The 20030-nt window shown below is 62.3% G+C and carries 14 protein-coding genes; 5 read left to right on the top strand and 9 right to left on the bottom strand.

What is annotated here, in order from left to right; all coding sequences use genetic code 11:
* Positions 1 to 15: 15 nt before the first annotated feature.
* Positions 16 to 390 carry a 30S ribosomal protein S8e gene (locus tag F7R90_RS04415; protein ID WP_158056063.1) on the top strand — a complete coding sequence of 125 codons (375 nt, stop codon included), beginning with the start codon at positions 16 to 18 and terminating at the stop codon, positions 388 to 390.
* 91 nt (positions 391 to 481) lie between these two features.
* On the opposite strand, the gene radB is transcribed toward F7R90_RS04415, so the two are convergent.
* On the bottom strand, positions 482 to 1177 hold the full coding sequence (gene radB / locus F7R90_RS04410; protein WP_192498399.1) for a DNA repair and recombination protein RadB: 696 nt from the start codon (positions 1175 to 1177) through the stop codon (positions 482 to 484).
* Between the two features lie 78 nt (positions 1178 to 1255).
* On the opposite strand from radB, the gene F7R90_RS04405 reads away from it, so the two are divergent.
* The gene (locus F7R90_RS04405) at positions 1256 to 1990 is read left to right on the top strand and encodes a RuvC family protein (RefSeq protein ID WP_158056061.1); all 735 of its coding nucleotides are present in this window, start codon (positions 1256 to 1258) and stop codon (positions 1988 to 1990) included.
* An 11-nt stretch (positions 1991 to 2001) separates the two neighbouring features.
* Here F7R90_RS04405 and F7R90_RS04400 read toward each other — a convergent pair whose 3' ends face one another.
* The 8 genes from F7R90_RS04400 to F7R90_RS04365 form a co-directional block, all read right to left on the bottom strand.
* Positions 2002 to 4116, bottom strand: a complete 2115-nt coding sequence (locus F7R90_RS04400; protein ID WP_158056060.1) for a CHAT domain-containing protein — start codon at positions 4114 to 4116, stop codon at positions 2002 to 2004.
* A gap of 62 nt (positions 4117 to 4178) precedes the next feature.
* Complete coding sequence (locus F7R90_RS04395; protein ID WP_158056059.1) at positions 4179 to 6236, bottom strand: CHAT domain-containing protein; 2058 nt, start codon at positions 6234 to 6236, stop codon at positions 4179 to 4181.
* 101 nt (positions 6237 to 6337) lie between these two features.
* Positions 6338 to 7681 (bottom strand): nickel pincer cofactor biosynthesis protein LarC, encoded by a 1344-nt coding sequence (larC, locus tag F7R90_RS04390; protein WP_158056058.1) that lies wholly within the window; start codon positions 7679 to 7681, stop codon positions 6338 to 6340.
* 55 nt (positions 7682 to 7736) lie between these two features.
* On the bottom strand, positions 7737 to 8549 hold the full coding sequence (locus tag F7R90_RS04385) for a TrmB family transcriptional regulator (protein ID WP_158056057.1): 813 nt from the start codon (positions 8547 to 8549) through the stop codon (positions 7737 to 7739).
* Positions 8550 to 8633: 84 nt separating this feature from the next.
* The gene (locus tag F7R90_RS04380) at positions 8634 to 10295 is read right to left on the bottom strand and encodes a DUF255 domain-containing protein (protein WP_158056056.1); all 1662 of its coding nucleotides are present in this window, start codon (positions 10293 to 10295) and stop codon (positions 8634 to 8636) included.
* A gap of 226 nt (positions 10296 to 10521) precedes the next feature.
* Positions 10522 to 11010 (bottom strand): hypothetical protein, encoded by a 489-nt coding sequence (locus F7R90_RS04375; RefSeq protein ID WP_158056055.1) that lies wholly within the window; start codon positions 11008 to 11010, stop codon positions 10522 to 10524.
* Between the two features lie 3 nt (positions 11011 to 11013).
* Entirely contained in the window at positions 11014 to 11946 is a 933-nt protein-coding gene (mch, locus tag F7R90_RS04370) for a methenyltetrahydromethanopterin cyclohydrolase (protein ID WP_158056054.1), read from the bottom strand.
* A gap of 209 nt (positions 11947 to 12155) precedes the next feature.
* On the bottom strand, positions 12156 to 12467 hold the full coding sequence (locus tag F7R90_RS04365) for an MTH1187 family thiamine-binding protein (RefSeq protein ID WP_158056053.1): 312 nt from the start codon (positions 12465 to 12467) through the stop codon (positions 12156 to 12158).
* A 159-nt stretch (positions 12468 to 12626) separates the two neighbouring features.
* On the opposite strand from F7R90_RS04365, the gene F7R90_RS04360 reads away from it, so the two are divergent.
* The 3 genes from F7R90_RS04360 (at position 12627) to F7R90_RS04350 (ending at position 20021) form a co-directional block, all read left to right on the top strand.
* Positions 12627 to 18665 carry a S8 family serine peptidase gene (locus F7R90_RS04360; RefSeq protein ID WP_158056052.1) on the top strand — a complete coding sequence of 2013 codons (6039 nt, stop codon included), beginning with the start codon at positions 12627 to 12629 and terminating at the stop codon, positions 18663 to 18665.
* Between the two features lie 96 nt (positions 18666 to 18761).
* A complete protein-coding gene (locus F7R90_RS04355; RefSeq protein ID WP_192498398.1) occupies positions 18762 to 19055 on the top strand; it encodes a hypothetical protein in 294 nt (97 codons plus the stop codon).
* A 30-nt stretch (positions 19056 to 19085) separates the two neighbouring features.
* Positions 19086 to 20021 (top strand): hypothetical protein, encoded by a 936-nt coding sequence (locus tag F7R90_RS04350; RefSeq protein ID WP_158056050.1) that lies wholly within the window; start codon positions 19086 to 19088, stop codon positions 20019 to 20021.
* Positions 20022 to 20030 lie beyond the last annotated feature (9 nt).

The following is a 20030-nucleotide window of genomic DNA, read 5'->3' as shown; positions in this document are numbered from 1 at the left end:
GGCCAGTTTCCGGGTATGAAAGACCAAGGACGCTCCACGCGCAGCCGAACGGGTGGCCGACTCCGCCCGCAGCACAAGAAGAAGAAGCACGAACTGGGCCGTCAGCCGACCGAGACGACCGTCGGCGAGCCGACGTTCCGCGTCCTCGACACGCGCGGCAACACCCAGAAGACCCGCGCGCTCTCCACGGACGTCGCTAACGTCGCGACCGGCGGCGAAACCGTCGAAGCCACGATTCAGGACGTGAGCGAGAACGACGCGAACCCGAACTACGTTCGTCGTAACATCGTCACGAAGGGCGCAGTCATCGTCACGACGGAAGGCAAGGCCCGCGTCACGTCCCGCCCCGGCCAGACGGGCAACGTGAACGCAGTCCTGCTCGACGAATAACGGTTCTCGCAGACGACTCGTTTCTTCGCGCCGACCGATTCGGCGCTCTCGCACCCGTCGCAGTGTAGCGTCCAGAAATAGAATTCGACCGTCAGAGCCCGCTATCGACACTGTCGAGTCCAGTGTCGGTAATCTGGAACTGCGCGTTCTCGCCCGCGGGCTTGGCTCGGTGCTTTTCGAGTGTTGCCCGCCGATTGCCACCACGGAATCGCTCGATACGGACGACGGTGCCAGTCCAGTGTTCCAGCGTGTGGCCGCCGAGCGGTCGTGTGCGGTCGCTGTCCGGGTCGGTGTACACCTGATTGGTTAGGACGACTGCGAGGTCGTGCTTGCGCGCCAACGAGAGCAAATGCGTGACCTGCCGGGCGACGCCTCGGAGTGCCTCGCCACCTTCCGTGTCCTCGCTGCGCTTCAGTCGGTAGAATCCGGTCGCACTGTCGAGGACGACGAGGTCTGCGCGCTCGGCGAACTCGGCCGCGTCCTTGACTGCTTCTTCCTGCTCGTCGAAGTCGTAGGCCTCCTCGATGATGATGCGAGAAGTGAGCGCCTCCACGTCGTCGGCGCGTGCCGACGCGACCTGCTCGAAGCGCGTCAGCGAGAGTCCTTCCGTGTCGATGTAGACGGCCGTCCCACCTTCCGCGGCGACATCGACCGCCGCACCCAGCGCGACGTTCGTCTTGCCAGCGGCGGGCGGACCGTAGACCTGCGTGACGGTCCCGCGCTCGAAGCCACCGTCTAACAGGTCGTCCAGTGGGGCGCACCCGGTCGAGATGTGCTCTTCGTTCACGTTCGTCGCTTGGTCGTACCCCGCCAAAAACGTCTGGATTCGGCACGACTAATTAGTCTCGGCGTCGAAATCTGGATCGTGACAGTCGTCGTCGCCACAGCGGACTTCGAAGTGTACCACGGTGTCGTCAACGAATTACGTGACCGCGGCGTGACGTTCACCACCGTCGAACCCGGCGAAGAGTTGCCGGAGTCTGCGACGGTTCTCGTCCGCTCGGCGGACGACGGCGACGAATTCGAGACCGACCTGCCGACAGTCGTCGCCGACCCGGAGAACCCGAGACGAGCAGTCGAGGAGGCGTTAGTCACTCTCCGCGGCGGCGAGGGCCAACTCGTCGTCGGCATCGACCCCGGAACCAGACCAGGCGTCGCAGTGCTGTCCGGCGAAACCATCGTGGCGGCCTTCCACGTTCCACTAGGAGACGTGGCGGAGGTCGTCCGCGAGGAGGTCACCGACGCCGCGGACCCGCTCGTCCGCATCGGCGACGGCGCGCGCTTGCAAGGCGCGAAACTCATCCGAGAACTAGAAGACGTGCCCGTCGAACTCGTAGACGAGACTGGGACGACGCCGTATCTCGGCACCGGAGCACGCGGCATGGGCGACGTGCTGGCGGCGGTCAACATCGCCCAGTTAGAGGGCGAACGCGTCGAAGACCGCGACATCGAACCGACCGCAGGAGAGCTACAGGTTATCAAGAATCGGTCTCGTGAGCAGTCCGAGGAGAACCGCGAGATCGACGAGGAGTTGGCCCGGCGAGTCGCTTATGGGGAGTTGACACTGGAGGAAGCGATGGACGAGCACCGAGAAGAGTAGCTACGGCGAGGTCAGTGCCACGTGAATTCGCCGTCTTCGATGACGGGGGCGGTGTCGAGAAGCTCTGATTCGACTGCAGACCGTTTGATGTCCGTTCCTTCGATTGTCGTGGGTGGGAGATAGTGGGTCCCCTGGTCCACGAGATACGAGACGGCCACCGACCCCATCTGCACCTGAGTTTGTCGGTTCGTGTACATCTGGTGAGAGACATCGAGAGTACCGTTATCGTTCGTCGTGAGATGGAACAGTGCCGGCACCGAACTACGGATTTGAGCGACGCTTGTTCCGGGGTCGCCGACGACGATGTACTGTCTACCGATAAATGTGTGTTCAATCACCACTTCTAACGCAGCACCGACGGTGTACCCATAATTCAACAGACCGGCAAACTTTTCACCGACAGCGACGGCGCCGCCGTTCTCGACATCACCTAAACTGACGACGACCGCGTTTGCCCCACATTCGACTAACGTAACTCCCTGTTCGTACGACTGACAGGCGTTGAGGAGAACCGCTGACGCCCCAGTCGAGTTAAGCGCTTCGGCGTCGAAGACTCCGTCTGAGCATTCGAACCCTTCTCTGTTGATGTGCCCGATGTAGTGAAAGAGGTCTGTCTCCTTAGCCAGTAACTGTCGAAATTTCGCTGTCGAGACGTTCGTGTGGAAATTCACGTCAGCAGAAATCACGTCGTAACGGCCGTACCGTTCAAGCGCTTTCTCTTTCTCCTTAACCATTTCCGTGTCGTTACAGACGACAATCACGCGAAAGGTGCTGTCCTCGGAGCCTGTCTGCTGGCGTTCGAACGCTTCCGCGATCAGTTTCGAACCACGTTCCGGCGTCTCTCCCCCAACCCACGCCTGTTCTACGGCGTCTACTTCCGGAAGCGGGACGTACTGCTCAGAGCCGAGAATTCGATGCGAACGTCTGGTCTGTTCGTCGTCTCGTCTGTCTCCCTCCGCACCAGAACGTTCGTTGTTCGAGCTTTCGTTTCGTTTGAACGTGCTGATAGCCTGCTGTCTTCGTCTTTGGTTTGGTGACCACTTCGTCGATTCTCGGGGGACCTCTGGTCGGACGAGCGATAGGTCGTTGACGACGTACGGAAGCAAGTCGAGACCGTCAGCGTCTGGTCGGAGGTGGACGGAGCGGTCCCATGTTGGGACAATATCTTCGACGGCTTCGAACGGGACGGACAGATATCGCTCTATCTGATCTGGGAGTGACGCGTCGTACAGTGCCGAGAAATTGAACTCGACTTCCGCTCGGTCTTCTACCATCGTTCGCTGGTGAAGTTCGCTCTGGTCGTATCCTTCAGTTCGGACGACGCAATCGAAGAAGAAGACCTGTTTCAGCACTCGAATTATCTCCTCGACGACGCCACGCTCAGTGTCGAATCGATGGATGAAGCCGTTCTCGGTGGTGAGTCGTGGCGGGTCTCCCGACCGCACTTTGGCACCAACGTAGTGGGCAAGCGGTGCGACGGGGTAGACGTACTCGTAACAGGGTGGGACGTGTATCGTCACGCCCGTATCCGGCATCGAGATACTGTCTGGTATCGACAGCCTGTCACCACGTTCAAGACGGGGTGGATGACCGCGAAGTGTCGGCCACGAGCGTTCACAACTCGTCGTCTTCAGGACAGACCCAAACACAGAAACCGCGTCCATGAGTGCCATAGGGTCGTCGGGAACCGTTATCGTCTCGCTGGGAGAGCAGTGGTGAGACCGAGCGCCGACGGAGAGTTCGGCCAGACTATCGAAGTCGATGACCGAGCGTTTGCCTCGGTTCGTGATTTCGAAACCCGCATCGGTTCGGAGATATATCTTGATACTTGCGTCAATATCTATCAAATAATATCCCTTCGTGAATTCTCCTGTAGAGGGGACATCTACTTTTTCGAGATAACTGCCATCGTAGCCGTCCCTGACGGTCGTCACGACAGAGCGAGGAAGGCGAAGTTCTGACGCCGTGATCCGACACGCACTAGAGACAGGATAATAGAATTCGTCAGTACTCGCTTCGGTCGGCGTCACCTCCTCGGGCGTGTAGAAGACGAACCGCTTGCCCTCGATGGGGTCCACGACCTCCAATCCTGTGTCGTCGTCGAGGGAGTCGAACTGCGGTTGCATTCTCGTGGTTCTAATTTAGTGTACGTCTACGGCAAGAAAAATTCTTTCTTCACGACCACCTGTCAGTACCACGTGAATTCGCCGTCCTCGATAACCAAATTCGTATCGCTCGTCCGCTCTTTGATCGCTGCACGCTCGACGTTCGTCCCCACTATTTCTGCTGGCGAGAGGTAGTACAGTTCGTCGTCTATCACCGACGAGACGGCGATTTCACCCATCTGGCACTGGCTTCCCTGCCGAGGATAGATGCAGTGGCGCATCTCGACTGGGTCGTCGCCGCGAATCTCGACGACGGCGGGAACCGTGTTTTTGGTCTGTGTGGCACTCGCGTTCGGATTGCCGAGCGTGATGTACTGGCGGCCGATGGAGCTGTGTTCGATGACGACTTCGAGCGCGACGCCCACGCCGAACCCGTTGTTCAGCAAGCCCGCGAACTTCTCGCCGACTTCCGCGGCCGCCTGATTCTCCACGTCGCCCAAGCTCACGATGACTGCGTTCGCCCCGGATTCGATTAGTTCCATTCCCTGATCGTACGACCGACAGGCGTTGAGGAGCGCGACGGTCGCGCCAGTCGAGCGGACACTGGCCGCGTCGAACGTGCCGTCCGAACACTCGAACCCGTCGTCGTCGATGTGGCCGATGTAGTGGAAGAGGTCGGCGTCGATCGCCAGGAATCGTCCCAATTCGTCGGTGGAAACGTCGGTGTAGTAATCCACGTCGAAGGAAGCGACGTCGTTCCGACCGTATCGTTCGAGCGCTCGCTCGCCCTCGAAGAGCATCTCAGTGTCGTTGCAGACGACGACTACGTGGAAGCTGCTGTCTTCCGTCTTCGTCAGTTCGCGTTCGAATGGTCGTTCGAGGAGTTTCGTACCCCGTTCGGGAACTTCCTCGCCGACCCACGCCTGTTCGACGGCGTCAACGTCCGGTAGTGGGACGTACTCGCGGGTGGAGTGAGTGCTGCTCCGTTCCTCTCCCGGAGTGTTTCGTTTGAACTCGCGCATCGCCTTCTTCCTGTACTCCCTGCTCGCGACGTGTTCCGTCGAATCTGCCGTCGTCGTCGGCCGCACGACAGACAGGTCGTTGACGACGTGTGGGAGCAGTTCGACGCCTTCCTCGTTGGGACGGAGGTGGACGGAGCGATTCCAGGTCGGTATCGCGTCTTCGATAGTCGCGTAGGGGACCGAGAGATACCGCTCGACTTGTTCGGCGAGCGAGGCCTCGTACAGCGCTTCGAAGTCGAACGGTCGGTCGAGTCGCGATTCGACGAGAGTCCGTTCGTAGAGCGTGCTCTGGTTGTAGCCTTCCGTCCGAACGAGGCAGTCGAACGTGAACAGTTGCTTCAACACTCGAATCGCTTCCTCGACGACGCCCCGGTCCGTGTCGAGTCGGTACACGAACCCGGTCTCTGTGGTCAGTCGAGGCGGTGTGCCGCTCCGAACCTCCGCACCGAGGTAGTACGCGAGCGGAGCGACGGCGTAGACGTCGCTGTACGTGTCTGGAACGAATATCGTCACACCCGTCTGGGGCGGGGAGATTTCGGCTGGCACGTCGAGCGTCTCGCCGCGTTCGAGACGGGGTGGGTGCCCGCGGAGCGTCGGCCACGACCGCTCACAACTCGTCGCCTTGAGTGCCGACCCGAACGTCGAGACGGCGCGCATGAGGCCCTCGGGGTCGTCGGGTACCGTCACCGTCGCGTTGGGTGAGGAGTGGTACGACCGCGCTCCAATCTGTACGCGTGTCGGCTCGCCGAATCGAAGACTCGTGTACGCCGGGCGTGTTTCGATGTCGAACTCCGCACCGATTCGGACGTAGAGTTTGACGACTGCCGACAATCCAACCAGATACTCGCCCCCTCGAAACGACGCTCTGTCGGGATTCCCCAACTCTCTGCGGAACTCGCCGGTGACAGCGTCGTGAACCATAGTCGCGACGGGATGACCGAGGCGCAGTTCGGTGGTCGTGATCTCACAGGCCGACGAAACAGGGTAGAAGAACTCCTCGGTTCCGGACGCGGTCGGTGTCACGTCCTCGGATGTGTGGAAGACGAACCGCTGTCCCTCGATGGGGTCTACGACTTCGAGACCGATGTCGTCGTCGAGGGTGTTGAATTGCGGTTGCATGAGTTGTCTCCGCTGGCTCTGCATTACCGTATGTTCGTTCTAGAATAAATTCTTTCTCCGAACGTGACTGTCGAAGTTCGAAGCTTCACCGCCGTCGTTTGCTACCTCTGCCGTATCTCGCGCTCCGCCCGGCGTAGTACCTCCCGGACTGCAACCCCCGTCTCCTTCGCCACTTCCGCACAATCGTCGTACTCCGCACTCACGTCGTACACCTCGCCTTCGTCGTCACTTGCTATCTTCACCTCGACTTCGTAATGCTCTCCAGCGATTTCCACCTCGGCAGTCTCGAACTCTCTGTCCGCAATCCAGCGGTGACTCGCACCACCTTGTCGAACGCCGAGTGTCCCCGTCTCCTTGGCGAGTCGGCGCGCGACTCGTCCGGCGTCTTCGGGCTTGCAGATGACCTTCACGAGGTGGCCCGGCCGGGACTTCTTCATCGTGAGCGGGACGATAGAGACGTCTCGTGCCCCGACTTCCGTCAGACTCTCCTGCAAGCCACCGAGGATTTCGGGCGACGCGTCGTCCAGATTCGTTTCGAGGACCGCAACGTCGTCGGGCGTGAGACTGCCCTCGCTCTCGCCGACCATCGCGCGCAGAACGTTCGGATGCACAGAAAAATCGTAGCCGCCAGCACCGTAGCCCGACGACTCGACTCGCAGGGAGGGGAGCGACTCGACGCCGTCGGCGAAGTGCGCGAGGATGGCCGCTCCCGTCGGCGTCAGCAGTTCGGCTTCGACCGGGCCGCCCTGCAGTTGCCAGTCGGCGCGCTCGGCGATTTCGACCACGGCGGGCGTCGGCACGGGGTAGACGCCGTGGCTCATCTCCACGTCGCCCCCGCCCGTCGAGAGCGGCGTCGTGACCACGCGGTCGGGGTCGAGGTCGGCGACGAGCAGGGACGCGCCGACGATGTCTGCGATGGCGTCGTCCGCACCGACTTCGTGGAAGTGCGTGGATTGCAGGTCCGTGCCGTGGACGCTCGCCTCTGCTTCCCCCAGAATCTCGAAAATTGCCCTCGCGTCGGACTCGACGCTTGCTGGAAGACCCATCGACTCGACGATTTCGACCACTTCGGCGTAGGTCCGGTTCGGGCCTGACCCTTCTGCGTGAGAGTGGTCGTGCGTATGGTGGTCGTCGTGGCTGTGGCCATGGCCGCCCTCATCGTGCGAGTGGTCGGCGTGCGAATGGTCGTGGCTATGGCCATGTCCGTCTTCGTCGTGAGGATGGGCGTGTTCGATGTCCTCGCGTTCGCGGTCATCGTCGTCCAACAGTACGGACACCGTCGTCGCCGAGATGCCACACTTGGTCGTCTCGCCGACTTCGTAGCGAACCGGTAGGGCGTCCTCGACGGGAGCGAGGGCGTCGGGGTCGGCCCCCGCGGCCAGAAGTGCGGCGAGGAGCATGTCGCCGCTCGCGCCCATTCGGCCGTCGAATGCGAGCGTCTGCATATCTGGACAGAGAGAGTCGCACGGCGAAAAAGGCGATGATTGGGCGCGGAAACTGTTACGGTTCCAAGACTGACAGCGCCTCGGCGTCCTCCCAACGCGGCGCGAACTCCTCGCGCACGTCCGCCGTGAACTCGGGGTCTTTCAGGTCTATCATGGCGAACGTCTCGCCGGGACTCAGCGGATTCGCGACTTCGATACAGACCTCGACACCGTCGATGAGGTTGAAGGTGCCTTGTAGGCCTTGTGCGGTTCTGACGGTGAACCGCGGATGGTCCGCGAGCGTCTCGGTGTAGCGTTCGCCGACGCTGTCCGGGAGCGTCTCGACCACGTCGGGTGCGAGCAGAAGCGACACCTCGACGCCGCGGTCCAGCGCCGTCTCCAGATGCTCGGCGACGAGTTCGCCGACGTTCCCGAGGTCGAACTGCGCGGAGGTGCGACCGGCGACCATGACGATGCGTTCGTCGGCGGCGTCGAGTCGTTCGACCAGCAAATCGACGGACTCCTCGGGACCGACCGCGGCGGTCCAGAACTGCTCTTCGACCGGTTCCGCGGCGTCCAACTCGTCGGTCAGGTCCTCTACGATACCTTCGTACTGTTGTGCCTGCTCGCTCAGTTCGTCCAGTTTGTCGTCCAGTAGTCGGTTCAGCGCGGTCTCGGGTTCGACCGCGACGTACTTCTTGGGTCTGCTCGCGTTCTGCGAGCGTGCTAAGTTCTGCGTTTCGAGGCTCGACAGCACGTCGTAGATGCGGCCCATCGGTACGTCGCTGACGCGAGACAACTCCTTGGCTGTTGTCGGCGCGGTACTCAGTAGCGACCGGTAGGCGCGCGCTTCGTACTCAGAGAGACCGAGGTCTCGCAAACTCGCCATATCTCGGTGAAAACGCTCCCGCTACATAAACTTCCGGCCGGTTTCCCGATTTGAGGGCCGGAGGTTGACAAAGAAAGGTGGCTTCTACACTCCGTCCGCGACGAGGCTACTCAACTCGTCGGGCGTTGTTGCAGGGCTGGAACGCTCGCCGTCGCGCACGACGTAGGCACTTCCGTCTTCGATAGTGTCGTCCTCACTGGTCGCGTCGGGCACGACTACCTTCTCGTGGTCGGCCATCCGGAGTGCGGCCCGATGCAGGTCCGACCCGGCATCGTCTGCGACTTCGATGGTCAGCGGCGTCTGGCACACTCGGGCCGCGGCAGTCGCGTAGTTTGCGACCTGCACCCCGAAACGGTCGGCCGCCCCCGCGAACGCGGCGAGGGCGTCCTCGGCCGCGGTCTGGTAGTCCTCGTCCCCGGTCAGCAGGGCGAGGTCCACTAGTGCGATGGCCATCTCGGCGTTGTCGTCGAGCGGTCGCATAGGCCTGTCGAGCATCCCCGGCCCGGAATCGGGACCGTCCACGAACGCCCCACCGTCGAGTTGCAGGGTCTCGATTGCGTGGTCGGCGACCCGTTCGGCGACGTCGAGATATCGGTCGCCGCCGAGGACCTGCTGAGCGGTCGTCAGCGCTGCGAGCAGGTTCGCGTGGTCGGCCAGCAGGCCGGACTCGCTGGCTTCGTCTGATTCAGCGACTGCTTCGAAGTGGGTCACTTCGCCGTCTTCGACCAGTTCGTCCAGCAGGGAGTCCAGCGCGCGTTCGGCGTAGTTGCGGGCGCGTTCGTCGTCAGTGTAGGCAGAGAACGTCAGCAACGCATCGACGGCCATCGCGTTCCAGTCGGCGAAGACCGTCTGGTCTACAGGTGGCGATTCCGTGGTCTCGCGGTCGCTCGGGTCGCGCTCGTAGTAGTCCTCTCCGGGTGCCTGACTGCCAGCGAAGGCGTCTCGCTCGTCGTTCCAGAGAGTCGTCGTCAAATACTCGACCGTCTGTCGAGCGGCGTCGTGGTACTCCTCTTCGCCAGTGTAGAGGTAACCCTCGGCAAACGCGCGAACGAGCGCGGCGTTCGTCGAGAGCAGTTTCTCGTGGTGTACCTCCGACCAGTCTTGGCCCTCCGCGAAGCGGAAGAACCCGCCGTCGTAATCGTCCAGTAGCGCGTTCTGAATCGCCGCGAGCGTACTGCGTGCCTGCTGGCGCTCGCGTTTCAGGGCAAACTCGATGGTCCGGGGCATGGGGAACTTCTGACTGTCGCCCCACCCACCGAAGTCGGCGTCGTACTTCTCGTCCAGTTGGCCACCGACGAGACGTTCGATTTCCTCGGTGACTTCGCCCTCGGGCGGTTTTTCGCGCAGGCTCCGCGGGACGCGGGCGGCGTCCCGGCCCTTGTGCGTCCAGAGGTCACGAATGCGCTCGACTATCTGGCGCATGCCATCGGTTTCGAGGTAGGTCGCTCCGGTCAGCAGTTCGCCCTCCGGCGTCGCGAAGACGTTCGACGGAAAGCCGCCCATGTTGTATCGCTCTCGAACTCTGGGTTGGCGGTCGATGTCTACCCGAACCGGGACGAACGAGTCGTTGACGTTCGCCGCGACCATGGGGTTGCTGTACGCTTCGCGGTCCATCTGGTGACACCACGAACACCACGTCGCCGACAGCGAGAGCAGGACTGGTTTGTCTTCGTCCTGTGCCTCGGTGAAGGCGTCCGGGCCCCACTCGCGCCACTCGACTTTGGTCTGCTCGGCGCTTTCGTCCATATGTTCGGGGATTAGCAGTGGGTCCGGATGGGTCTTGCCATCCACCTTTTTGCCGTCGGGTGCGCTGAGGGTCGGAGGCCCTCGCGCACCGCTCCGGCAAAAAATCTGGACCAAAAAAAGGGACGCGACGAAATCTGGCCGCGGCGCGGCCAGATTTCACGCGTCTGCTGTGCGGTGGTGTGACCTTCGCATCGCATGTCCGCAGAAATTCGAGAACTCCCGACCGTCAGTCCGCCACGTATCCGCCGCCCGTCTTCTCAGCGAGTCCCAGAAGCACGCACCAGTCCAGAATGTACTCCACGCGTTCGCCCCAGATTTCGGCCCACGAGTTCGGATTCTTGTGGTGTTCCCACGTCGGAACCTCCTCGCGGAACTGCTCGAAGACGGCCTCTGTCGAGAGGGGTCCCTTCGCCTCTTCCAGAACTGCCAACACCACCGGAACGCCGAAGACGCGCTCCTCGAACTGCGCGGCCAGAAACTCCCGGTCGGGGTCCGCTCGCGTCCGGGTGAACCCCGACTTTCCTTCCTCCGCAAGTCCTAGCGCGCGCAGGAACGTGAGCCACGTCCGGGCTTCGTCGCGGGTCGTCAGATTCGTGCGGTCGAGCATCCGGGCACAGCAGTCGTCTTCGCTTCCCGGCACCAGCGGCACCGCGCGCTGAGCGTCCGCGACGAAGTCGAGGTCTGCTGGAGGTTCGGGAACCAGTTTGAAGCGCATGGCTTAGAGGTCGAAACTCTCGGCCAACAGGTCTTCGTCGCGTTCGCCGAGGACGTACGTATCGCCGCCCAGCACGTCCACTGTCGCCTGCGCTGGTGCGAAGACGCTCTCGTCTACGTCGTAGAAGTCCCAGTCGGCGTCGGCGAAGATGTCGGCAAACGGCGTCCCGTACTCCTCGTTTGCGGTCGAGACGATTTCGTCGAAGCGGTCGAACTCCTCGCGGACGGTTAGGTGAACTCGCCCACCGTAAGCCAGCGCGTCATTCGTGCGCGCGATGGCGGCTTCCTCACTCCCGGCGACGGGAGCGACCGGTGCCGACCCCGTGACGCTCACCACGTCCAGCGGGTCGTAGCCCAACTCGGAGAGGCGGAAGACGGCCATCTCGGCAGCGCGGGAGGCGATGCTGACGCTCCCCGCGACGCTCGCGGTCGGTACCGACGCGAGGAAGATGCTACTCGTCTCCACGCCGGTGAGGTCGGCGACGTGTTCGGCGACCGATTCGGTCGGGTAGTCGTCGCTTTCGAGCGACAGCACGGCGAAGTCGAACTCGTCGGCGTAGCCCACGCGGGCGAACTCGTCTTCCTCGGCGACGAGTGCGCGTGCGGGGCCGCTCCCGAGTCCTTCGTAGTCTTCGGTGCTGACCTCCCAGCCAGCCTTCTGCGAGCAGAGCAGTGCCAGCGCGGGGTGGTCGGCGTTCAGTTCGACGGTGGGGATGGGCGCGCCAGCGACTTCGTCCAGTCGGGACTGCACGGTCGCCAGCCCGGCAGTTTGGAGTTCTGCCAGTAGCAGGCCTGCTTCGACACCGCCGTCGAAGTCGTGGCCGAAGTCGAGGACCGTGGCTCCGTTGTCCAACTCGACTGCTCCGATGTCTAACTCCTCGGCGAAGTCGAGTGCCTCGTCGGCGAGTTCGAGCGCGTTCCGGTTGAGACTCTCCATACGCGGGGATTGGTCGCCATCCGGTAAACAGTTTATTAGTCAGTATCAGTCCGATGTGGAAGCGTTTCTGACGACACGAACGAAACTGTGACTGCTGCAACGGCTACTCTCGACGCGCAACGAATCGCAGGAGTTTCGATGACTGCGTCCACCTCGAAAGTCCCCCGTTCGGTTGGTCAGTCGGCTTTCGCTGTCGGTTGCTCGGCCTACTATCGCTCCCGTTTCGCCTCCCGACCGAGCGCCTCCTCGACGGCATCGACTTTGTCTTGCGCGCGTTGCTCGCGCGTGCGCTTGTCGTCAATCTTCAAGAACGTACTCACGCGGTCCCCGTCAACTGCTTCGTGAGCCGCCTGCGCGGCGGCGAACAGTTCGTCCACGGTGTCGGCTTCGATGACGGTGCCCATGGGGTTCGTCTCGTAGGACACGTCGAAGTCGTCCAGCGCGGCGACGGCCTTGGCGACTTCTCCGGCCATACTCTCTTCGGTGACTGGGGCGACGCTGAGCAGTGCGATTGCGGTCATGGTCGGACGTACGCTCGCCGAGACGTAAGTGCTGGTGGGTCGGTCGTACGGTTGACCGGTTGTCAGGTCCGCCTATCGTACTTACGGCTATCGTTATTCGCTGTGATAATCCGGGCTGGATTTAAATATTGTTGCTGATATCTGTCACTGAACGATAGAATGACAGGCGAACCAACTCGCAGTTCGAGTCGGGCAGTGATGGCAGTTCTCGTCTCTACACTTCTTCTCAGTGGTGCCGTCGCTCCCGCTATCGGCTTCGAAGACACGACGCCGACGGAGAGCTCGAAACTTATCGAATCTGAGACACTCGACGTGCACGGTAGTCATCCCGCGACGCTCTCAGACGCACGCGTTTCGACGCTCTCTGAGAACGGGTCACAGTCGAGTGACTCCGGCGGCGAGACGACGGCGGCGACGAACCAATCGACCATACCGGAGAACGCGACGACCGAACGAGTGACCCTCATCACGGGTCAGACCGTGACTGTCGTCGAAACCGACAACGGAACGGAGTACCGGGTCTCCAGCGACGAACAGATGCGAAAGGTCTCGACGGGCAACGCGACGTATGTCTTCCCCGTCGGTGTCGATTTCTCGAAGTTCGACAGACAGCTGTTCGACGTCGATTTCCTCCGGTCACAGAACCTCGCCGACGACGAAACCGACACTCTCCCTATCATCGTCAGTGAGGCCGAGCGCGACCACTTCTTCGTCGCTAGCAGTTCCGACACCGGCGGAATGCTCGATTCGGTCGCCGGAACCGACCGGCGCGCGACGCTCGACAGTATCGACGCCGCGGCCGGAGCCATCGACAAGGGCCACTCGAAGGCAGCGTACGCCGACCTCGCGGCCGACGACAGCATCGAGCAGGTCTCGCTCGACGTGAAGTACAAACTCGACCTCCAGTCCACCGACGAGGCAGTCTCCGCGTCGAGCGCACGCCAGACGTACGGCGTCAGCGGCAACGACATGAAAATCGCCATCGTTGACAGCGGTATCGACGAATCGCATCCCGCCATCGACCGCGTCGTGGACCAGCGAGACTTCACGGACGACACGCCGAACACGGCTCCGGACCCGCGCGGCCACGGGACGCACGTCGCAGGCATCGTCGCCAGCGACAACGAGACGTACACCGGGATGGCCCCGAACGCGAGTCTCATGGACGTTCGCGTGTTGAACTCGCAGGGTTGGGGCTACACCTCGTGGATAATCAGCGGCATCGAGTACGCGACCAACAACAACGCCGACGTCATCAGCATGAGCATCGGTGGACAGGTCAACTACGCGCGGTCCAACGACCGCTACACAGAGGCGGTGAACGCCGCCGTCGAGAACGGGACGCTGGTCGTGACTTCCGCCGGAAACAGCGGCCCGGGCTACGGAACCGTGAACACGCCCGGCATCCAATCGAAGGCGCTCACGGTCGGTGCGACCGACGCCAGTGACGGTGACGTGGCGTGGTTCTCCTCGCGCGGGCCGACGCCGTACGGCCACTATCTCAAGCCGAACGTCCTCGCGCCGGGCGTGGGCGTGATGAGTACCGCGTCGAGCGACGCAGGGTACGACCGCTCCTTCGTCGGCTACAGCGGCACGAGTATGTCCACGCCTGCGGTCAGTGGTGTCGCGGCGCTGTTGCTCGAAAAGCACCCGAACTGGTCGCCCGAGCGCGTCAAGAGCGTCCTCACGACGACCGCAGACCCGCTCGACTCGGAGGACGTGTACACGCAGGGTGCTGGCGAGATAAACGCCTCCGACGCGTTAGCGACGGACCTCGTCGTCTCGTCCGGCACGATAGACTTCGGAACGTTCGGTAACGACACGACGTCCTCTCGGAACGTGACGGTGCGAAATCTCGGAGACTCGGATGTGACGCTCTCACCCTCCGCGACCGCGACGGCTATCGAGAGCGGAGCGAACGCGCACGTGACGCTCAACGAGTCGAAACTCACCGTTCCGGCGGGCGGCAAAGCGCACCTCAACCTGACGGTGTACACGAACACGACTACCGGCGTGTACTCAGGGCGACTCTCGCTCGGCGAGGGTCACTCGACCATCTTCGGGTTCGTCCGCGCGAACGAAGTGACCGTCGAGAAGAGCGGTCTGGACGGAACGTCCACCGAGGGCGATTTCGTGTGGCTGTTCGCCGACGAACTCGGCACGTTCGACACGGTCGGTCAGCAGGGACTCGACCAACTCAACGGCTCTTCGACCACGTACCACGTCTTGGGAAGCGGCGAGTACCACGTCATCTCGGACGGCATTCAGGAGCAGACCGAACAACCGATAGTCATCTCGAAGACGGTGACCGTCGATGGCGACGAACAAGTCACGCTCGACGAGTCGAACACCGTCACCTACGAGTTGGACACCTCGAAGCTCAACGCGGCAAACGACCACAGTTCGCTTTCGACGCGAAGCGTGGAAGTGAACTACGTCGAGGAGACTTCGTACGGCGACTACGGCGCTAGCATCACGAACCCGTTCGCCGACTCCACGGCTGTTCGATTCAGTCAGAGTTCGACCCTCGACGCCGCCGTCGAACGATTGTTGGTGCCAAGTTCCGCGATGGGCACCGAGGACAACTTCAGTGCCGCGACGATGTACCACTTCGTCCACAAGGTCGATGGCGTCAGCGACAGTCGAACGACGACCGTCGATCCGACCGAACTCGTGGCCAAGAACATGACCTACTATCGAACGACTCGAGGTGAGTCGTACAACGTTACGATGACGGCCGAAGGAGTCACCTGGTTCGACTCGTCGTTCCAGTACAGCGTCACGGACGGCATCGGTGACCGCCGCCAACAGACTATCTATCTGAACGACGGTATCGCGTCGCACGGCGTCGGTGCGACTTCCGAAGTGGGGGCGACGACCCCGTGGCAACTCAGCACGTCGTACACGGGCTACTACGGGACCGAATTTGGAGGTTACGAGAGTACGCTGAACCAACATCCGTACGTCGGCGACGCGTACTTCAACGTCTTAGACGATGGCGACGTCTACTACTACGTTGCGCCGCAAGTCGGGCAAGGTTCGCGCGACTTCGAAGACGGAGCGTCCGACCGAGTTCGACTCAGTCTGAACGGCACGACGGAGATCGAGAAGACGTTCACGGACGATTCAGCGTTCGGAATCGAATCACTCGACCCTGCGCCCGACACCGAAATTGAACTCACTGCCATCGGGAACAACGGCGCGACGCAGCTCTCGACCCGGACGGTGACGACGTACACCGGGACGTACGTCCCCGGCGAAGATTATCAGCCACCGAACGTGAAGTCGGTCGAGGTCACTGGAATGTCGGCGAACAGTACTGTCGGCGAACGACTGCACGTCATCTTCTCGACGGACGGTGACGCGACCGATGCGACGATGCAGGTCGGCAACAACGCCGCCGTCGTCCCGTTCGGCAACGACACGAACAACTGGAAGTCGGCGTCCGTCGAACGCATCTACGATTCGACGGACACGAACGCCTACAAAGCGACGTTCAACGTCAGCGAGTCCTTCGGCGAACTCACTGGCACGCTCGACCTCGCTGTCCGCGCAGCTGACGAGCGAGGCAGCACGGTCGAAGCGACGACCTTCGACGCCGTTCGCGTGGACGCTCGTGACCCGACGATGGACCTCACTGGACTCGGCACGAGCGACTTCCCGGCAGCCCCAGACGGCCCTGTTTACACGAACGACACGGTGACCGCGGCGGTCACCGCAAACGGGACGCCCGGAGACGCTCGCTTCGTCGCCGTGGTGTTGTCGGCTAACTTCACCAACTACCGGGTCGGCAAACTCGCAGAGACGACGGACGGAACCGACTGGTCCGTGACCGAGAACCTGAGCGACCTCCCAGACGACGGGAACTACACCGTCGAACTCGTCGGCGTGGACCGCCACTGGAACGTCAACCGGACCACGACGAACACCACCGTCGTCCTCGACCGAACGGCCCCTGACCTCGGTGCGACCATCACGCAGGTCAATTCCTCGACCGGGAAAGTCGTCGTCTCGGCCAACGAGCGACTCGATTCCATCTCGGACGTTCGCGTCGGCAAGCCAGACGGCTCTAACGTCACGGTCACGCTGACGAAGAACGGCGACGTCTGGGAGGGAACGTTCTCGCGGACCGAGACCGGCGGGACGTACAACGCCACGGTGAACGGGACGGACCTCGCGGGCAACACCGGCACGGCCAACTCGACCGCGGAGATGCGGACGGTCTCGACGACGGACCGCGAAGTCACCGTCGTCTTGGAGAAGTCCGGCCTGTTCATCAAGTTCCGAACCAACAAGTCCATCAATGACACCGTCACCATCACCGAGAGTCGGTCGGCGCTCGCGCCGCTCTCGCGGAACCTCGCGGGATTGAACTTCCTGAACGGCGAACTCGGCTCGAAACTGGACGCGAACCTCGACAACGCGACCATCGGCATTCCGGTGGACGACGCGAGTCTCCCGCCAGGTATCGCCCGGAAGGACGTGAACATCCGCTACTACAACGAGAGCGCGAACGGGAACGCAGGTACGTGGGAAGTGCAGGACACGTCAGTTCGTAACGTCACGGTCGATGGCAAGAAGGACACCTACTGGGTGACGAACGTCACGCACTTCTCGACGTACGGTGCAGTCGTGGACGACGACGACGCGCCGACGCTCGACCGGAAGACGCTCGATGGCACCACCCTCGATTGGGGAACGTCCCACGCGAGCGTCGAGTTCAACTACAGCGACACCATCAGCGGTGTCAACACGAGCGCAGTCGAGGTGTACTTCGACGGCACCGAAGTCACCAGTGACTCGAAGACGAACGTCACCAGCGAGTTCGTGCGCTACAACGCGACTGGTCTTTCGAGTGGAACCTACACGGCGCGGGTAGAGGTCACCGACGAAGCGGGGAACGCGGTCAACTACACCTCGTCGTTCAGCGTCGAGACCGACGACGCATCACCGACCGTCCTCGGTACCGTTCCGGACGGCGAGATACCCGCCAGCGACGACCCCACCACGCTCACAGTGGACATCGCCGACGACGTTAGCGGTGTCGCCACGAGTGCAGTCCGCGTGCGATTCGACGGCGTGGACGTGACGGGCAACTCCTTCGTTTCGGACCGGCAGGTGTCCTACACCCCACCGGCCTCGCTGGCGAGCGGGAGCACACACACGCTAGAGGTGTTCCTCGAAGACGCCGCGGGTAACGGGGAGTGGCACACGTTCGAGTTCACAGTCGCGGAGAAATCTTCGGGCGGTTCTGGCGGCGGAGGTGGCGGCGGTGCTAACGTCCCGCCACCCTCGGTGCTGGTCGAAGTGACCGAACTTACGCAGGACCACGCAACTATCCGCATCGCAAGCGCCCGGTCGGGGTCACCCGCACGAGCGCAACTTCCCGACGGCTTTGGTGCTGGGACCGCGACGTTCGAGTCGCTCCGAGTCACGCCGAAGAGTTCCGAGGCACTGCCACGGTTCATCCTCGATGCGGAGACGGCGACGAGTCCGCCGGACAGTGTCACGGCGTTCGACGCTGCCAGCGAGTCACTCGGCTACGTGACCGTGACGCCGGAGTACATTGCTGACAAGGAAATAGACGAACTGCGCGTCCGATTCGCCGTCCCGACCGGCGAGACGGCCGCGCCGGAGAACGTCGCACTCTACCGGTACGACGCGGGTAGCTGGACGAAACTCGACACGACGTTCGTCGAGACGAGCGACGGTTCACACGTCTACCGAGCGGCGGCCAGTTCCACCGGGACGTACGCGGTGGGTCTCCAGACGCCGTCGTTCGAAGTTCGAGACGCGAGCCTCGACGCAACCTCGGTCGCGACGGGTGAGTCGGTGACCGTGTCCGCAACCGTCGAGAACGTCGGCGACGGAGCGGGGACGTACACCGCCGAACTCAACGTCGATGGGAACGTCGTCGCTACCAAGTCCGTCGAACTGGGAGTTGGCGAGACGACGACGGTCGAGTTCGACCGCGCGTTCGCCGCTGGCGAGCACGAAATCGTCGTCGGCGACACGAGTGCTGGCGCGCTCTCCGTCGCGGGTGAGACGAACACGACGACGGGTGATGACGACGAGAGTGCGGGCGAAGACGAATCGAACACCGGCGAGAACAACGGGTCCATCCCCGGCTTCGGCGTTCCCGTGACGCTCGGGGCACTCGTCGCGCTCGCACTGCTCGCCCGGCGTCGGTCGCCGTAACTTCTGCCCACGCGCTTTTTTTCGGTTCCCGTCGAAGTTTCCCGCATAAGCCGCGTCGAACGAGGGATTTCTGTCGGCAGAGCGGTCGTCCACGAGTTGCGCGCCGAGCAGATTACCTTCTTGGCAGGCAGCATCGCGTACCACGCGCTGGTGTCGCTACTCCCACTGTTGGTTTTGCTCGTGACAGTCGCCTCGACGGTCGGCGGGACGGCCGAAACTGCGGTCATCTCGTTCGCCGGGGCGCTGTTGACTCCGGAGGCGGGCGGCGCCTTCGTCAGTCGGTTGAAGTCTGCAACGACTTCGCGCGGCGTCTCGATACGAGGGCGGCGATTCCCTACGCCGTGTGGGTCCGAAACCCAGACGAGTTCTGTTCTCCTTCTCGATAGGTAACTATATCGTCTATTATTCTGACCTCTCCGTATGCTCGGGTACAAACGAATCTTCGCCGGAATACTAGTCGTTGCACTCCTCAGCAGTGGTGCACTCGCGTACACGCAGTTCCCGACGTACTTCCAGCGGCCCGTGGAGTTCCAAGATTCTCCCCCGTTCGTCCACTCGAAGAAACCGGTGGCCATCGACGCTGCCCCAAAGCTTACCGAACTCGCGGCGAACCGGACCGGCTACGAAATCAGCTACGAGTTCACCCGAACGCAGAATACCGACGGCGACGTGGTCCATCGCAACGGCACCGAGACGCTCTGGTTCGACCCGCAATCGAAGTCTTACGTGCTACGGTCCGTTCGAACGAGTGCGATTCCGGCGGAGCGCCAACGGTACGGTCCCGTCGATCAGCGTCGTCACTATCGGACGTTTACTGACGATGGCTCGCTCACGCGTGCGTACACACAGAAAATATACGGGACGAAGTTCGGGCCGTACCAGCAGCCTCAGCCGAAAGGCTACGAGATGACGTACCGGCAACACCACGAAGACGCCCATCGGTTCGACGCCTACGGTGAAGGTGACTACCCCTACCCCCGGCCGGGCGCGTACTCGCAACTGCGCGGGAGTATCGAGTACGTGACCGCCACGGGCGGCTTTGGTCTCGTGAAGTTCAAAGAGAATGGACGGATGCAACACGAAGGCGAGCAGATGCGGCGGTTCGAGGTCATCGTAGACCGGACCGCCTTCGAGAAGGGTGAGGGCGAACTCCTCGAAGTCGAGAACGCGAGTGGCTACCTTCTCGTGGATTCGAACGGCCGCGCCCAACTCGCCGACGTAACGTTCCACGCCCACTACCGCGATTCGGGGACGCCGTTTGTCTGGACCCACTACTTCGAGGTGGACTACACCGTCGAGAGACCCAGTAAACCGGCGTGGGCAGAAAGGATAGACGCCGCCCGCGAATCGGCGTAACTCTGGAAA

Origin of the sequence: Halorussus halophilus, from assembly GCF_008831545.1 — an archaeon.
In the GTDB taxonomy this organism is placed as follows: domain Archaea; phylum Halobacteriota; class Halobacteria; order Halobacteriales; family Haladaptataceae; genus Halorussus; species Halorussus halophilus.
This window is presented reverse-complemented; position numbering and strand designations above follow the sequence as displayed.

Coding starts and splice junctions, on each gene's coding strand:
- mch (WP_158056054.1), bottom strand. CDS start 11,946: ATGGAGAGTCTCAACCGGAACGCGCTCGAACTCGCCGACGAGGCACTC.
- F7R90_RS04365 (WP_158056053.1), bottom strand. CDS start 12,467: ATGACCGCAATCGCACTGCTCAGCGTCGCCCCAGTCACCGAAGAGAGT.
- F7R90_RS04360 (WP_158056052.1), top strand. CDS start 12,627: ATGACAGGCGAACCAACTCGCAGTTCGAGTCGGGCAGTGATGGCAGTT.
- larC (WP_158056058.1), bottom strand. CDS start 7,681: ATGCAGACGCTCGCATTCGACGGCCGAATGGGCGCGAGCGGCGACATG.
- F7R90_RS04395 (WP_158056059.1), bottom strand. CDS start 6,236: ATGCAACCGCAATTCAACACCCTCGACGACGACATCGGTCTCGAAGTC.
- F7R90_RS04400 (WP_158056060.1), bottom strand. CDS start 4,116: ATGCAACCGCAGTTCGACTCCCTCGACGACGACACAGGATTGGAGGTC.
- F7R90_RS04350 (WP_158056050.1), top strand. CDS start 19,086: ATGCTCGGGTACAAACGAATCTTCGCCGGAATACTAGTCGTTGCACTC.
- F7R90_RS04415 (WP_158056063.1), top strand. CDS start 16: ATGAAAGACCAAGGACGCTCCACGCGCAGCCGAACGGGTGGCCGACTC.
- F7R90_RS04385 (WP_158056057.1), bottom strand. CDS start 8,549: ATGGCGAGTTTGCGAGACCTCGGTCTCTCTGAGTACGAAGCGCGCGCC.
- F7R90_RS04375 (WP_158056055.1), bottom strand. CDS start 11,010: ATGCGCTTCAAACTGGTTCCCGAACCTCCAGCAGACCTCGACTTCGTC.
- F7R90_RS04380 (WP_158056056.1), bottom strand. CDS start 10,295: ATGGACGAAAGCGCCGAGCAGACCAAAGTCGAGTGGCGCGAGTGGGGC.